This is a genomic window from Methanoculleus chikugoensis (genome assembly GCF_019669965.1).
Classification (GTDB): domain Archaea; phylum Halobacteriota; class Methanomicrobia; order Methanomicrobiales; family Methanoculleaceae; genus Methanoculleus; species Methanoculleus chikugoensis.
Window position 1 is genome coordinate 186,375 of sequence record NZ_AP019781.1, and the last position, 14,453, is coordinate 200,827.

The 14,453-nt window shown below is 64.6% G+C and carries 19 protein-coding genes; 9 read left to right on the plus strand and 10 right to left on the minus strand.

Features of this window, described 5'->3' with window-relative positions:
- The first annotated feature begins 48 nt into the window (after window positions 1–48).
- Together MchiMG62_RS00960 and MchiMG62_RS00965 are read left to right on the plus strand one after the other, a co-directional pair.
- The gene (locus tag MchiMG62_RS00960; RefSeq protein WP_221057496.1) at window positions 49–549 is read left to right on the plus strand and encodes a HEAT repeat domain-containing protein; all 501 of its coding nucleotides are present in this window, start codon (window positions 49–51) and stop codon (window positions 547–549) included.
- Between the two features lie 86 nt (window positions 550–635).
- A complete protein-coding gene (locus tag MchiMG62_RS00965; protein WP_221057497.1) occupies window positions 636–1,274 on the plus strand; it encodes a hypothetical protein in 639 nt (212 codons plus the stop codon).
- Here the strand turns inward: MchiMG62_RS00965 and MchiMG62_RS00970 are convergent.
- The 3 genes from MchiMG62_RS00970 to glgP form a co-directional block, all read right to left on the minus strand.
- Window positions 1,271–1,891 carry a hypothetical protein gene (locus MchiMG62_RS00970; RefSeq protein ID WP_221057498.1) on the minus strand — a complete coding sequence of 207 codons (621 nt, stop codon included), beginning with the start codon at window positions 1,889–1,891 and terminating at the stop codon, window positions 1,271–1,273. The two genes, MchiMG62_RS00965 and MchiMG62_RS00970, sit on opposite strands and share 4 nt — an antisense overlap.
- Before the next feature lie 5 nt (window positions 1,892–1,896).
- Window positions 1,897–2,856 (minus strand): transglutaminase-like domain-containing protein, encoded by a 960-nt coding sequence (locus MchiMG62_RS00975; RefSeq protein WP_221057499.1) that lies wholly within the window; start codon window positions 2,854–2,856, stop codon window positions 1,897–1,899.
- A 188-nt stretch (window positions 2,857–3,044) separates the two neighbouring features.
- Complete coding sequence (gene glgP / locus MchiMG62_RS00980; RefSeq protein WP_221057500.1) at window positions 3,045–5,258, minus strand: alpha-glucan family phosphorylase; 2,214 nt, start codon at window positions 5,256–5,258, stop codon at window positions 3,045–3,047.
- 404 nt (window positions 5,259–5,662) lie between these two features.
- On the opposite strand from glgP, the gene MchiMG62_RS00985 reads away from it, so the two are divergent.
- The 3 genes from MchiMG62_RS00985 (at window position 5,663) to MchiMG62_RS00995 (ending at window position 8,233) form a co-directional block, all read left to right on the plus strand.
- Window positions 5,663–6,379 carry an ABC transporter ATP-binding protein gene (locus MchiMG62_RS00985; protein ID WP_221058574.1) on the plus strand — a complete coding sequence of 239 codons (717 nt, stop codon included), beginning with the start codon at window positions 5,663–5,665 and terminating at the stop codon, window positions 6,377–6,379.
- A complete protein-coding gene (locus tag MchiMG62_RS00990; RefSeq protein ID WP_221057501.1) occupies window positions 6,366–7,778 on the plus strand; it encodes a hypothetical protein in 1,413 nt (470 codons plus the stop codon). The genes MchiMG62_RS00985 and MchiMG62_RS00990 overlap by 14 nt, the downstream gene beginning before the upstream one ends.
- A 62-nt stretch (window positions 7,779–7,840) precedes the next feature.
- Window positions 7,841–8,233 (plus strand): hypothetical protein, encoded by a 393-nt coding sequence (locus MchiMG62_RS00995; protein ID WP_221057502.1) that lies wholly within the window; start codon window positions 7,841–7,843, stop codon window positions 8,231–8,233.
- On the opposite strand, the gene MchiMG62_RS01000 is transcribed toward MchiMG62_RS00995, so the two are convergent.
- From MchiMG62_RS01000 to MchiMG62_RS01010, 3 genes are read right to left on the minus strand one after another with little or no spacing between them, the layout of a single operon-like run.
- Window positions 8,223–8,591 (minus strand): YigZ family protein, encoded by a 369-nt coding sequence (locus MchiMG62_RS01000; protein ID WP_221057503.1) that lies wholly within the window; start codon window positions 8,589–8,591, stop codon window positions 8,223–8,225. The genes MchiMG62_RS00995 and MchiMG62_RS01000 overlap by 11 nt on opposite strands.
- Window positions 8,588–9,097: a dual specificity protein phosphatase family protein gene (locus tag MchiMG62_RS01005; RefSeq protein WP_221057504.1), complete on the minus strand. Its 510-nt coding sequence runs from the start codon at window positions 9,095–9,097 to the stop codon at window positions 8,588–8,590. Before MchiMG62_RS01005 ends, MchiMG62_RS01000 begins: the two co-directional genes overlap by 4 nt.
- Window positions 9,094–10,032 (minus strand): ROK family protein, encoded by a 939-nt coding sequence (locus MchiMG62_RS01010; protein ID WP_221057505.1) that lies wholly within the window; start codon window positions 10,030–10,032, stop codon window positions 9,094–9,096. The genes MchiMG62_RS01005 and MchiMG62_RS01010 overlap by 4 nt, the downstream gene beginning before the upstream one ends.
- 24 nt (window positions 10,033–10,056) lie before the next feature.
- On the opposite strand from MchiMG62_RS01010, the gene MchiMG62_RS01015 reads away from it, so the two are divergent.
- Window positions 10,057–10,269 (plus strand): hypothetical protein, encoded by a 213-nt coding sequence (locus tag MchiMG62_RS01015; protein WP_221057506.1) that lies wholly within the window; start codon window positions 10,057–10,059, stop codon window positions 10,267–10,269.
- Window positions 10,270–10,296: 27 nt separating this feature from the next.
- On the opposite strand, the gene MchiMG62_RS01020 is transcribed toward MchiMG62_RS01015, so the two are convergent.
- Both MchiMG62_RS01020 and MchiMG62_RS01025 read right to left on the minus strand, forming a co-directional pair.
- Complete coding sequence (locus MchiMG62_RS01020; RefSeq protein ID WP_221057507.1) at window positions 10,297–10,536, minus strand: KTSC domain-containing protein; 240 nt, start codon at window positions 10,534–10,536, stop codon at window positions 10,297–10,299.
- 46 nt (window positions 10,537–10,582) lie between these two features.
- Window positions 10,583–10,795 carry a KTSC domain-containing protein gene (locus tag MchiMG62_RS01025; protein ID WP_074369185.1) on the minus strand — a complete coding sequence of 71 codons (213 nt, stop codon included), beginning with the start codon at window positions 10,793–10,795 and terminating at the stop codon, window positions 10,583–10,585.
- Window positions 10,796–10,917: 122 nt separating this feature from the next.
- On the opposite strand from MchiMG62_RS01025, the gene MchiMG62_RS01030 reads away from it, so the two are divergent.
- The 3 genes from MchiMG62_RS01030 (at window position 10,918) to MchiMG62_RS01040 (ending at window position 13,022) form a co-directional block, all read left to right on the plus strand.
- The gene (locus MchiMG62_RS01030; protein ID WP_244987748.1) at window positions 10,918–11,313 is read left to right on the plus strand and encodes a DUF5661 family protein; all 396 of its coding nucleotides are present in this window, start codon (window positions 10,918–10,920) and stop codon (window positions 11,311–11,313) included.
- Between the two features lie 67 nt (window positions 11,314–11,380).
- Window positions 11,381–11,590: a hypothetical protein gene (locus tag MchiMG62_RS01035; protein WP_074369135.1), complete on the plus strand. Its 210-nt coding sequence runs from the start codon at window positions 11,381–11,383 to the stop codon at window positions 11,588–11,590.
- A 244-nt stretch (window positions 11,591–11,834) separates the two neighbouring features.
- Entirely contained in the window at window positions 11,835–13,022 is a 1,188-nt protein-coding gene (locus MchiMG62_RS01040) for an RNA-guided endonuclease InsQ/TnpB family protein (protein WP_221057508.1), read from the plus strand.
- Between the two features lie 49 nt (window positions 13,023–13,071).
- Here the strand turns inward: MchiMG62_RS01040 and MchiMG62_RS01045 are convergent, their stop codons facing one another.
- Window positions 13,072–13,659, minus strand: coding sequence for a GNAT family N-acetyltransferase (locus MchiMG62_RS01045; RefSeq protein WP_221057509.1), 588 nt, complete (start codon window positions 13,657–13,659; stop codon window positions 13,072–13,074).
- Window positions 13,656–14,240: a GNAT family N-acetyltransferase gene (locus MchiMG62_RS01050; protein ID WP_221057510.1), complete on the minus strand. Its 585-nt coding sequence runs from the start codon at window positions 14,238–14,240 to the stop codon at window positions 13,656–13,658. Before MchiMG62_RS01050 ends, MchiMG62_RS01045 begins: the two co-directional genes overlap by 4 nt.
- Between the last annotated feature and the right edge of the window lie 213 nt (window positions 14,241–14,453).

Below are 14,453 nucleotides of genomic sequence, written 5' to 3' on the forward strand. Positions count from 1 at the left end.
CTTATTGTTCCCCGGAGACACCCCGCATCTACCCAAGGGGGTGAAGAGATGCAGAAGACTATCGAGAGGAGAGAGGCACAGGAGGAGGGCAACGCGGAGACCCGGGAGCTGATGTACGCCATGCTCAACGGCGATACCTACACCAGCTTGCAGGCCATCGGTGCCCTCGGGGCCATGGGGGCTCCGGCGGTCGGGCCGCTGGTGCGGGCGCTGCTTGCCGTCGACAGCGATGCACGCTGGGTCGTGGCGATGGCGCTCGCCCGTGCCGGAACAGAAGCCGTGGAACCGCTCATCGGGGTTGTGCTCGTCGCGGACGACGGGATCAAGAACCCGGCGATCTGGGCGCTTGCCGAGATCGGCGACCAGAGAGCGGTCGACCCACTGGTCGGCGCCCTCCGGACCAGCCGGTCCGAGTGCTGCCGCGCCCTGACCGCCGCGGCCCTGCTGAAACTCGGCGACCCCGCGGGGATCGCCGAGGTGGAGAAGGAGTTCGAGCGGTCGGGCGCGGGGTTCCGGGGCCTTGCCATGGAGGCCTTCGAGGGGACGTGAGGCTCACCTCGGGGTATTTTTTTTGCCGTCTTTCGGAGCGGCATTGATGGGTAACTTCTAATAGAGCCCGCAAACAAGAGATCAGTATGCAGGGGCGCCAAATCCTCGTCCTGATCCTCCTTGCAGCAGCCGTCATAGCCGGGGGCTGCACGGCCGAAGAGGATACCGCAGATGCGCAACCGGTCTCCCGGACACCCGCGCCGACGGAGGTGCAGGCGGTGGGAGCGAGCCAGCCGGCCCCAACGCCGCACGTGCCGCCCCGCGGGAAGGATCAGCCGCAGAGCGTGGGGTTCGTCGACCCCGCGACCTACCACATCCCGACCCCGACGCCCACGACGACGATGATGAAACCGCCACAAGATGTTCGGATCTCCGGGAAGCTGGTAGACTACGCAGAGGTGACCTGCGAGTACCCTCCCCGCGTTCTCGCCACCGAGGTCTACCACATCCCCTTCCCCTACTGGGCCGTCAACGTGAGCGCAACGCCGATGAACGAATACCCGTGGCTCGCGGTGGAGATCCGCGATCCCGACGACCCGAACCGGATCGTCGAGGAAATCAGGTACTCCCGGAACGATATCCTTGTTCCTGGAAAGGATTCGGACGGAAAAGAAGAGCAATTTATCATCCAGGAGGGGTACGACGACTACTACTTCTCGATCCGCTCGGAGTCGTTGAAGTCGCTCACCATCACCATCAGGGTTCCGGAGAAGTACCTCGTCTAGGCGGGAGGAACTTCCGCCCCCTCTTCTGCAGCACGGAGTTCGCGGCCGTAATCGGCGATCGCGGCAGCGTACTCCCGCCACGCACTATCTGCCTCGGCGATGTTGCGGTCTGCCGCGTTGTAATCCCGCACCTCATAGGCACCCGCGGCCGACGACCAGAGCGTGAACGCACGGTTCAGGTTGTCGAGCGCCCGGACGTATGCCGACTGCGCTCCGGCGTAGGCTTCCGGGACGGCGTCGGCCGCGACGATCTGGCGGTGGTAGGCCGTAACATCTCTGCCGTACCTCGCGATTGCCGCAAGTTCCCGGGCATGGGCGTCGCATTCGGCAACCGAGAGGTCGTTTGTGGGGGTGCGCATATGCGCGGAGATCTTATCGTAAACCAGGAAGAGATCAGCCTCCGACGCCGCGACGTGGCTTTCGAATGCCGAAACCTGCTGGCCTTCGGTGTAACTCATAGCGAGCACCCCCCCGATCAGAAGAACCGCTATCGCGGCAACCGCCACCCCGGCGGCGGTAAGAGCCTTCCTCCGGTCGACGGCCAGTTTCGGGATTTTCAGGTCCGGGAGCTTGGGGATCTTCAGGCCGCCGGATGGTTCGGGGCTATCGGGATCCATGCCCGTCACGCTCCCCCCGCGGGCAGACGGGCCGGGAAGATGCGGTATTCTCCCGGCGCGGGGATGTAGCGGAGCGGGACGATCTCTGGGGTCTCGGACTGCACGCTCGGGAGACCCGTCCCGATGGCGTCCCCGATGGCCCGCGGGGTTCCCCAGATCGCCGTGGAACCGGCCGAGACGTTCCACCACTCAAAATCCGTCCCCTCGACGTAGTAGTAATGCTGCCCCCCATACGTGAAGTACCTCGGCGTGTATTTCGCATAATATGGGTTGAACTCGTTCATCCGGATGCCGAGGGCCATATGATCCGAGTATCGGAGCAGCACCGTGTCGTAGCCGAGGGCGTCGAGGAGCCCCGCCATCAGGATGGCCGCGTCCTCGCAGTCCCCCCTTCCGTCGACGAGCATCTCGACGGGGTATTTCGGATATTCGACGCCGTCCTCCCAGTACATGGCATGGCGGGGGAGGACGCCCTCGGTATAGGAGGTCGTGTTGTCGTCCCTATCGTAGGGGATCTGCTGGACGAAGAAGACGAGGTTCATCAACCGGAAGTAATCCTCGTCCGGATTGGCTGCCGGGGGCGCGATCCGGCGGGCGAGATCCTCAAGGGCCGGCCGGTCGACATCCGCGAGCGCATACCTCCCCCAGGAGGCAGACTTGCTGAACCGCGGCGTCTCCCGGTGCTCACGGAAGAGCGCCTCCGGAACCGTGACCTGTGTCGTCTGGACGCCGCCGTCGATAGCCGTCCACCGGAAATTCCGGGCGGAGACCTCACCGTCCTCCGGGAACGGCGTCGGCGCCGGTACCGGCGCGGGCGGGATGTATACGGGCGGGTCGCCGACCGGCACAGTACCGCGAGAGCCAAAGCCGATCGGCTCCCCGAGGAGAGCGGGTTTCACTACGAGGGCGACGACCAGGATCACGACCGCACCCGCGATGACCGGGATGACGTCCTTCCACTCCATAGCAGAATCCCGAACAACGGCCTCCGGTAGAGATGTTTGCTATCTACCGTTTAAAAACGTTAACTGTTCTGCTCAGGGTGAGGTTTGTTCCGAAATGAGTTAATAGAGGATACAAGAGATGCGAGGGCGAACGGCCTCCGGGCGCCATCCTGCCGGAACCGGCCGGCGGAAGAGGCGCCAGTTCCGGATCATCTCATCCTAGGCGCGGGCTCCGGAGGGCAGATCCCCTCGAGTCCGGCCAGCTGCTCCCCCGGTTCGGCCGCATACCCGCAGACCGAAGGATAGTACCGGGTGACGTACTCCTTGAGCATCCGGAGAGAGCAGTACTGCGGGGCGACGCTCTTTATCGACTCTTTCATCATCCGGACCCACTTGTGCGGGACGTCGTTCATCGTCCGCGAATAGTAGAGCGGCGCAACCTCGTTCTCGATGAGATCGTAGATCGTCTCCGCATCGGCCCGGTTATCCCCCGGGGCGGTCGCGTGGCCCTCGAAACCCCATCCGTTCCTGCCGTTGTAGCCCTCGACCCACCAGCCGTCCAGAACCGAGAGGTTCAGCACCCCGTTCATCCCCGCCTTCATCCCGCTCGTGCCGCTCGCCTCCATCAGCGGGACCGGGGTGTTCATCCAGACATCGACGCCGTGAACCATGTAGCGCGCAAGCTGCTCGTTGTAGTCTTCGACAAACGCTATCCGGCCGCCGAACCGTGGGTCCTGCGAGTACTGATAGATCGTTTGCAGGATCCGTTTGCCCTGCTCGTCGGCCGGGTGGGCCTTCCCGGCGAAGACGAACTGCACCGGCCTCCAGCGGTTGTTCACGATTCGATCGAGCCGATCCAGGTCCTCGAAGATGAGATCCGCTCGCTTATACTCGGCAAATCGGCGGGCGAACCCGATCGTCAGCGCCGGGGTGTCGAGCATGAGCCCCTCGGCTGCGAGGTTTGCAGGCTCATTCCGGTGCCTCGCCCATTTGCGGCGTTTCCGATCCCGGATCCGGGCAAAGAGTTTCATCTTCAGCCACTGGTGCTCGCGCCAGAGTTCTTCGTCCGGGATCTCATCGACAACCTCCCAGATGATCGGGTTGTCGTAATCCTCCCGCCAGTTCGGGTAGATCGGATCCATGTACCGGTCGATGAGCGCCTCGATCCGATGGTTCAGCCACGTCGGCACGTGAACGCCGTTCGTGATGGCGTCGATCGGCACCTTCTCAGGAGGGAGGTCGGGCCAGAGGGGCTGCCACATCTCCCGGGCGACCTCGCCGTGCTTTTTGGAGACACCGTTGTGGAACCGGGTCATCCGGAGCGCAAAAGCGGTCATGTTGAACCCGGCGCCCGGGTTATGCGGGTCGTCGCCGAGCGCCATGAACCCGTCCCAGGAGAGATCCAGCGACGAGGAGTAACTCCGGAAGTACTTCGCCATCAGGTCCTCGGGGAAGACGTCGTGGGCGGCCGCCACAGGGGTGTGGGTGGTGAAGACCGAGGTGCCCCTGACCTGTTCGCGCGCCTCATCGGGGGACATCCCGGCAACGAGCCGCTCGCGGAGCCGCTCGAGGAGGGCAAACGCCGAATGCCCTTCGTTCAGGTGCATCGCCGAGTACTCCACGCCGAGGGTATGGAGAACCTTCCTCCCGCCGATGCCGAGCACCAGCTCCTGCCGGAGCCGGCACTCGAGCTCTTTTAAGTAAAGGCGATGAGAGATGTTCCGGTTCTCGGGATGGTTCTCATCGATATGGGTGTCAAGGAGATAGAGGGGGACCCGTCCCACCTGGACCTTCCAGACCGCGACGTAGATCGGCGGGTCGATCAGGGGCACCTGCACCACGAGCTGCTTTCCGTCGTCGCCGAGCACCCGGAGAACCGGGGCGGCGTCACGATCCAGGATCTCCGCGACGTTCTTCTGCCACCCGTCCGCCTCGATGTGCTGGTGGAGATAGCCTTCGGCGTACATGAACCCGACGGCGACCGTCGGCACGCCGAGATCGCTCGACGCCTTGACGTGGTCGCCCGCGAGGATCCCGAGCCCTCCCGCGTAGAACGGGAGCGAGTGGTGCAGCCCGAACTCGCTCGAGAGGTAGGCGATCGTCAGCGGGGTCCGCCCGGGGTAGTGTTGTGCAAACCAGCTCGTCCCCGGCGTCATGTACTCGTGAAACCGGTGCATGATGATGTCGTAGCGGCGGAGGTACTCCGGGTTCGCCGCCGCCCGCTCGAAGAATCGCGGCGGGGTGTCGAGAAGCATCCTGACCGGGTTGTGGCGGCTCATCTTCCATTCCGCCCGGTTCAGCATCTTGAAGAGCACGCTCGCCGAGGAGTGCCAGCTCCACCAGAGGTTGTACGCGAGGTCGACCAGCCCGAAGATCCGTTCCGGAACGTGGGCAAACCGGTCATAAGGTATCTCCGTCTTCATCCGACCCGCATTACCTGTAGCACCTGATAAGTGCTTCTGTCACGAGTGACGGGCGGGCAGGAACCGGCTCACCGCCGCTCTTCGCGCTCCATGAACTCCCGGATCTCCTCGATTCGCCTCCTCGCACGTGCATACCGTTCCTGCTCGTCCATGGGATTCCGGTAACGGATCGGGATACGTATACCTATCCTTACACCACCGCGGCAGGGAGCGGGAGGTGTCCGGCGGGAGGCAGGCCGCCTCTTGCGGTCTTTGGGGGCGATAGCAGAAGGACGGCGCGGATGGGATACCAGTTTTTGCGGATACGGTCTCACGATGGAAAACGGACATTGAAAGGTATTATATGCGCCGTTTACCGATCTTCCTTCAAGAAGACCCGAAGGAGGGGGACTCGCGTGCGGCAGATGATCGAGGCAACCGAACTCACGAAGAACTACGGCAACGTCACCGCCGTGAACAGGGTATCGTTCTCTGTCGCGGAGGGGGAGCTCTTCGGCCTGCTCGGGCCGAACGGTTCGGGGAAGACGACGATGATCCGGATGCTGACCGGGCAGATTCCGCCGACGGCAGGATCGGCCCGGGTGATGGGGCTCGATCCGGCGAACGACCCCATCGGGGTCCGGGGGCTCGTCGGGATCATTCCCGAGCAGGAGACGCCGCCGAGTTTCCTCACCGCGGAGGAGTACCTCCGCTTCGTGGCCGGCATCCGCAACCTCGACTCCGTCGACGAACGGTGCGACCGCTGGTTCGACCTGCTGGAGTTCCAGGACAAGCGGGATGTCCTCTGCAAGGATCTCTCGCGGGGCACCCGGCAGAAACTGATGTTTGCGCAGGCGTTCCTCCACGAACCCCGTCTCGCCCTCATCGACGAGCCGCTGATCAACCTGGACCCCATCATGCAGCGGACGGTCAAAGACTTCCTCACCAGTTACGTCCAGGGCGGCGGGACCGTCTTCATCTCCACCCACATCCTCGAGATCGCCGAGGAGATCTGCGACCGTATCGGGATCATCCACAACGGCAGGCTCCTCCACTCCGGCCCGGTCGAAGACCTCGTCGCGACGGGCAGGCACCTCGAGTCCTTCTTCCTCGACCTGGTGCGGGGCGATGCCGGTGCCTGACCTCTTTTACGCGATGATGAAGGAAGAGTGGCGGATGCACTCGACGATCTTCGGGAGCCTCGGGTTCGCGCTCTTCCCGGCGGTCATCGCGGTCTTCGCCTTTCTCGGGTCGCTCACCCTCCCGATCTTTGCAGACGTCTTCCCGTACGACGTGGTCGCGCTCCTCATACACGCGCTCTTTCTGCTCATGGGCGTGATGGTGGGATCGTTCGGCCTCATGGGCCGGGAGTTCATGAACCGGCGGTTCGGGCAGGCAAGCCTCATCGCCTACGCTTCCCGGAGCCTCCCGGTCTCGGAACGGCGGATCTTCGCCGCGTTCCTCATAAAGGATACCGTCTACTACATCCTGCTCTACGTCCTTCCCTTTGCCGCCGGGTTCACCGCGGCGACGCCGTTCACCGGCCTCGACCCGGCTCTGGGGCTCCTCGCGTTCGTCTCCCTCGCGCTCGCCTTTCTCCTCGGGCTCTCCGCCGTCTGCTTCCTCTCGACCCTCTACGCACGCTCCGTCGCGCTCCTCGCCGGAACGGCGGCGGTGCTTGCGGTTGCGGCGCTTGCGGCGTTCCGCCTCGGGGCGATGACCATCTCCACCGTCCTTCCCCCCTATGCCTTCTTCCTCGACCCCGCCCTGGAACCGCTCGCGCTCTCGCTCCTCCTCATCCTGGTGCCGGCGGCCGCATCCGTTATCTTCGTCACCGTCGATTACCCGGACCGGACGAAGCGGTTTACCAACCGCCTCGATCCTCTCGCGGGGAGACTCGGCGGTCTCGGGAGCGCGCACTTCATCGCGAAGGACGCCCTCGACCTCCTCCGGAGCGAAGGCGGTGCCGGGAAGGTGATCTTCTCGTTCCTCCTCCCCCTCGGGCTCGTCTGGGTCTGCCTTCAGGTCCTGATCCGGTTCATCCCGGGGATCGATCCCCTCGTGGTCTTTGCGGTTCTGCTCGGGGTGATATCGGCCACGATCTACAACTGGCTGACCGAGTTCGACTCCTTCACCTCCTACGCCTTCCTGCCGGTGGAGGTCTCGGAGGTGATCGACGCGAAACTGAAGAGCTACGCGCTTGCAAACCTCCTCCCGGCGACAGTGCTCGTGCTCGCGGCGGCGACCTCCGGCGGGGCGGGGACGTTCCTCCCGGCCCTTGCCGCGTTCGCCTCGGTCTCGGCCTACACCCTCGCGGTGACGGTCTACCTGACCGGGCTCCACCCGAACGTGATGCTCTATCACGCCTGGGTCTTTCTGCGCTACCTCCTCGCGATAAGCCCGGCGCTCCTGCTCCTCATCTTCGCCTCGATCGTCGACCCCGCGTACGCGGCCCTGAGCCTCCTCCTCCTCGCGCCCGCGGCGTTCCTCCTCGCCCGCGCCCGGACGAGGTGGCAGGCGTGGGAGATGCCGACGTACTGAACCTCTCACTTTCACCCCCCGCGCGGCGCGGTTTTTAACCCCCGGCAGGCGACCCCGGGAGTATGCTAGAGAGAGCAGGCTACCTCCAGAACAGCAGGTGCGCCGCGGCCGACGAGTGGGGGAGACCCTGCCGGATCGTCGAGATCGCCCTCGACGGCAGGCGGTTCGGGGCCAGGGTCGGCGAACTCCAGCAGGCGCTCGGCGGCCGGCGCCCGGCCCGGGTCAGGCTCCTTCACGACGACTGGGGCCCGGTTCTCGGGGATACGGTCGGCCGCGCGGAGCGGTCGCGGACGGGGAAGGCGGTCGTCTTCGAGCTCGTCACCGGCGAGCGCTACACGGTGCCGGCCGCGGCGCTCCGGGCCGTCCTTGCCCGGGAGGCCGCCTTTGCTCCCGTCTCGGCAATCCTCCCCGCGGGCATCCCGGCCGTCCGACAGCAGGTTCTCGTCACCGGGTAACCCCCGCCTCGCGGAGCGCCGCCTCCCCTGCATCGCGGAACGCCCGCCCGACGTTGCCCGGGCCGAGGAGAACGCCCCCGAAGATCCGCGAGACCACCAGCGCGTGGCTCCCGAGGCTGTGCCTGCGGAGCAGGTCGAGGAGGATCCTCCCCGGCCGGCCGACCTCGCCGTCGTTCTTGAACTCCTCGAGTGAACCGCACCGGAGGGCGGCGCAGTGGTGAGCGGCCTTCCGGTAGGCCTCCCGGTGGCCGGCGAGAACCGCCGCGACGTCCTGTGGTCTCTCGATCCGGTAGAGGTGCGCGTAGAACCGCGACCGCCGGACCTCGGTCGCGGCGGCGCCGAGGGGCTCCGCGGTCACGCCGCCACCCGCCTCCGCGCGTACTCGTCCCAGTGCGCCATGAGAAAACCCCGGATCCCCCGGCCGGGTTTGTAGGGCGGGTATATCGTGCGGTAGGCCTCTTCGGCGTCGGCAAACCTCTCCGTCGGCAGGACGTCGGTGTAGGCCGCGAGGTAGAGGAGCCCGATCGCCGCCGACCGGGAGACGCCGAACCCGCAGTGGACCAGCACCGGTCGGCCCGCCCCGAGGCAACGGTGGATGAAGGCGAGGGCCGCATCGATCGCCTCCTTCGGGATGTCGTCGGGGTCCCGCGTATCGACCAGGTTGAGCATCAGCCGGTTCCCCCGCCGGGCGACCAGGTGCTCGGGGTGATCCGGCGGCACCGTCTCAAGGGGCGAGTAGGTGACCGCAAGGCAGTGGTAGGGGCTCCGGCAGGCGTGCACCACGCACCAGGTCTCGTGCGCCTCCACCGCGACCTCGTAGTCCTCCTGCGTCCCGACGTAGAGGTTCGGATAGATCTCGATCATCGTCCCGCCCCCGTCGCCTCCAGCGCGTACGCCGCCGCGCCGAGGAGCGGCGCCCGCCCTGCAAGTTCGGAGACGACGAGCCGGGGAAGGGCGAGGTAGCGGTCGATGAACGGTTCCATATGCCGGATCACGATATCTCCATAGTAGCGGGCGAGCGGCCCGTCGAAGACGATCACCTCGGGGTTGTAGGCGACGATCGCCGCCGAGACCCCGCGGGCGTTCACTTCCCCGAGCGCCTCCATGAAGGCGAGGGCGACCGGGTCCTCCGCCCGGGCCGCATCGAAGATCGCCCGGGTGGAGGAGTGGTCGAAGGCTACCTGCCGGACGCCGGACGCCTCCCGCCACGCCGCAAAGAACCCGGGGATGTTCTTTGCTGAGGCGTAGGCCTCCCAGTGGCCGGCAAACCCGCACCCGCAGACGAGATTGTAGCAGGTATCGACGGGGATATGCCCGATCTCCCCCGCGTTCCCGTTCATACCGAGGAGAAGGCGGCCGTTCACCACCGCGCCGCCGCCGATGCCGGTCGAGAGGGTGATGTAGACGACGTTATCGGAGCCGCGGGCTGTGCCTGCCCACCGTTCGCCGAGGACGCCGGCCCGGGCGTCGTTGATGAGCGTGACCGGCAGCCCGAACCGCTCCCGGAGCGGCTCGACGATCTCCACGACCGGGAACGCGATGTTCGGTGAGTCGAGGACCCACCCGCGGCCGGGGTCCAGCGGACCGGCCGATGCGACGCTGATGGCCGCGGCCCCACTCCCCTCCGGCGACGCGAGGAGTGCCTCCACCCGGGCGGCGATCGCGGCGGTGATCACCTCCCCTGACGGCCCGGTAGTCGGCGTCGGGACGGCGCCGTAGGCGAGTATGGTCGCGTCGGAGCCGACCAGGGCGGCGCGGAGGTTGGTCCCGCCGAGGTCAACGGTAATCACGGTCGTCATAGAGGTCACTCCTCAGGGCAGCAGATGCTCTCCTTCTCGGATTACGCGAACTACCGGGATAAACCTTGCTTTCTCCGGGACGGCGGATCCGGGAGGAGGCCCACGGCCACGAACGACGCACCCGGCACCCGCTCTCTCACCCCGATAAATCCGGCCGAGGAGATCGCCGCGGGCCTGATCCGGAACCGGGAAGACCCGGACGACCGGCGGTGCCTCGCGGCGTTCGAGGAGATCTGAAGAGACAAACGGTGAGGGCGGTTTGCGTCAGATCTCCTCCCCCACCATCATGCAGGGAAACTTCTCCCGCGGGTACCTGCCCTCGATGGACTCGCGAACGAACCGCTCCCTCGACGGGGCCGCGAGGAGGGCGTCGTAGACCTCTTTTGGAACGCCGGCGTAGCGATAGGCATCGGCGCTCTCGCAGATGACGAGGAGCGCCTTCGTCGTCGGGTCGTAACCGACCGACCGTACGGCGCCGGAACGTCCGGCTGACTGTCGGGACATACGGGCAGGTTGTGGCGGGCGAAGATGATAGCGGTTGCGGCGGGTCTCACCGGACCTTCTCATAGGGGTAGCGCAGCCGGATGAAGTCGCCGAAATACCGGCCCTTCGACCGCGCCGCGAGCATTCCTTCGTAGACGTCGGGCGGCACCCCGACGTAGTGGTAGACCCCGCCGCTGTGGAACTCGACCTCCAGAACCTCGTCTTCCGGGTCGTAGCCGACCGATTTTATGTTGGTGGACTCGACGGTCTGGCGCTGCATGGCGGAGGTAACGGGTGGTGTGGGGATAAGAGTTGCGGGGCATCCGCCGCGCGGTGATGGGGTGAGCAACGCGAGCACCCCGGCCGTCCAGGCGACCATGAAGAGAACAACCGGGGCGAAACATGGTTCTCCGCAGGTATCGTGCTCGCCGGGGCGAGAAGGAGGCTTCGACCCGTCCGTCTCACGCCACCGTCAGGCTCATAACCTCGAAGACCCACCTCCCCGTGACCCACATGGCACGAAGAGACGTAACCGCGGATGAAGCCAGGGCGATGGGCGCGCACCTCGGCATCACCTGGGAGGAGTTCGACGTCGAACAGTTCCGGCGGGGCATGGTCGTGGAACTCGAACACGGCCTCCGCGACCCGGCGACGAACGTCACCGACGACGACCTCTTCCTGACGGCAAAGATAGCGCTTGCGCACTTAAACGAGTTTCCGGACTACTACGACCGGCTCGAGGAGATGGAGGAGGAAGCGGAGGCTTACTGGGCGGAACAGAAGGCGCAGGCGCCTTAGAGTCCGGCGATCGCTCCCGGCGGAGCGATGCACAACAACTATCGCCCGTCCGCTGCAACGATAAACTATGGATCGGAGGTCAGGGGCCGATTGGATCGGGATACGGCAGCGACGGGTCATCGACGGAAGAGAGTACTACGCCGACCGGCTCTACGAGACCCAGCAGACCGCAAAGACCTACGCCCAGCAACTGGAGCGCCGGGAGAAGGACGTCCACGTCCTCAGAACCGCCACCGAAGGAGGGCGCCGGGGCTACGCCGTCTTTTTCGAGAGATAAGAGTCCAGAAAATCCTTCAAACAGGCGGGCAGCCTTCGGCGGGGGCGACAACAGAGTGGGGGGCGAACCCCGCCCACATTCCCCATTACACCATCGCACCGGGGTTTAACTTTCGGGGGTGAAGGGGGCGGAGCGGGAAGTCACCGGTCTTCAGGCCGGGGATGAAAGCGGGGCCCCCTTCCCAATTCACTTTCACCCCGCATGGATAACGTCTATCTCGTCCTCCAACGTATTTACAGCGTCGATGCTCCTCTCCTACAAGTACCGGGCGTATCCCGGCGCAACCACCGAGACACGGCTGAACAGTGCGCTCGATACCTGTAGGTGGCTCTACAACACACTTCTCGAAGAATGTACTACCACGCGGGAGCACGGGATCACTCCGACGATGCGAGGAACACAGGCGCGGATCGTCACGCTGAAAGATGAGAATCCATTTCTGAAGGGCGTGTACTCCAAAGTGCTCCAGATGGTGAACTATACCCTCTGGAGTAACATCGCTGCTCTCTCCCAGACAAAGAAGAGAGGATGGAAGATTGGCAAACTCCGGTTCAAGAGTGCATTCCGGTATCGGACGCTCAACTACAACCAGTCTGGGTTCAAGATCGACCGGGAACACGGCACGATCACGTTCTCGAAGATCGGAGCGATTCCGTTCACAATGCACCGCCCGTACGCTGGCACGGTGAAGGGCGTCTTGATCACCCGTCGCGGGGATCGATGGTATGTGATCGTTCAGGCAGAGCAAGAGGTCTCCGAACCGAAGAGAGAGGGACGATCGGTCGGGATCGATCTCGGTCTGACCTCGTTTGCAGCCGATAGTGACGGTGCAATGATCGAGAATCCCCGGTTCTATGAGTACTCGCTGAAGAAAATCAAGAAGATCCAGCAGAGCATTGCTCGAAAAAAACGGTTCTCAAAGAACTGGACGAAGGCAAAAAGCAAACTGGAGAAGGTTTATGATCGTATCACGAACCAGAAGGGAGATTTCCTGCACAAACTCTCCCGCCGGTACGTTGACACTTATGCGACGATCTGCGTCGAAGACCTGGATATCAAAGGTCTGAAGGAGAAAGGTAACTCTCCGGGACTACACAGGAGTATCCATGATGCTTCATGGGGACGATTCTATTCTTACCTCGCGTGCAAGGCTGAAAGTGCTGGTACGAACCTTGTCAAAGTCGATCCCCGGAATACATCACAGATATGCTCGAACTGCGGAAGCATTGTGAAAAAAACGCTCTCTGAGAGAGTTCATGAATGCCCATACTGTGGGTTTGTTGCTGATCGAGATCACAATGCTGCGGTGAATATTCACCGCGTGGGGATGGAACAGCCCTTCGAGCCTGTGGAGACGATACCGCTACATCACATCTCTGTGATGCAAGTGTTGTCCATGAAGCAGGAAGCCCCGCCCTTCAGGGCGGGGTAGTTCACTATATTTCCCGTACGGCGGAAGTTCGAAGGTTGAACCCGCGGGTTCAATGCTCCCGGCACTCCCGGATCGCCGGGGCCGTGCACCGCTCCCGCCAATCGCCGCTGAGAATTCCCCAGACCTCGACGTCCTCAAAGACCCCCCATTTCCTCGCGTGCTCCCGGAGATGCGCCTCGTGCGCCATCCCGCACTTCGCCATCACCCGGCCCGAGGCCGGGTTGCGGGAGAAGTGCGTGGCGTAGACCCGGTGCAGCCCGAGGACCGAGAACCCGTACTCGATCACCGCACGGGCTGCCTCGGTGGCATACCCTTTGCCCCAGCAGGATTTCGCAATCCAGAACCCGAGCTCCGCCCGCCCGTGACTGTGGTCGATCCCTACGAACCCGACCGCGCCCACGAGACCCGGATCGCCGCGGCGGGTGACGGCGTAGACGATCTGAACCCCCTGCCCGAACCCGGGCCCGAGGGTGGCGATCCAGGTCTCCGCCACTCCGTCGAGGTAAGGGTAGGGTATATCGAGGGTGCGGGACGCGATATCGTAGTCGCCGGCAATCCGCTGCACCTCCGGGGCATCCGCGAGGGTGAACGGCCGCAGGAGCAGGCGGTCGGTCGCGAGGGCGGGCTGTCCGGTCATACGGGCACCCCTGACAGCACCGGAGAAGTATGTGTTCCGGTAAGATCGACCTGCGCGCTGAGAATCCCCCAGACATCGACGTCCTCATATATGCCCCATTTTAGTATGTGCCCGCGGAACCGGCCTTCGTGCACCATCCCGCACTTCGCCATCACCCGGCCCGATGCGGGGTTGCGGGAGAAGTGCATGGCATGGATCCGGTGCAGCCCGAGGGCCGAGAACCCGTACTCGATCACCGCACGGACGGCCTCGGTGGCGTAGCCCCGGCCCCAGCAGTATTTCGCAATCCAGAACCCGAGCTCGCCGCGGGCGTGATCGGTCTCGATCCGGAGACGGGTACCGCCGATGAGTGTCCCGTCCCGGGCAAGGGTGACGGCGAACGCCGCGGCCTCGCCGCGTTCGGCGCCTTCACTGAGCGAGGCGATCCAGACCTCGGCGAGGCCGTCCGGATAGGGGTGGGGGAGAAGGGTCGCCGCGGAGACGGCGTAGTCTCCGCAAAGCCGCTGCACCGCACGGGCATCTGCCATGGTATACGGCCGCAGGAGCAGGCGGTCGGTTGCAAGGACGGGCTGCTGAACCATGAACATACCTCCATCGCCTCGATCGGATATAAGTCCTGCCGCACCGCGCCCCTGCCCCGGGGGAGGGGGGCGGAGAAGAGAGGCGGCAGGAACCGTCCTGCCGTTCCCGGGCCCGCGCGAACCCTGCCGTGGTTATATCTTGAGGTTCCGTTCGCTCCTTTTGCGGGGAGTTCAGGGTATTGTCGGTATCCGGAAGAGCCCGTTTCCGATAAG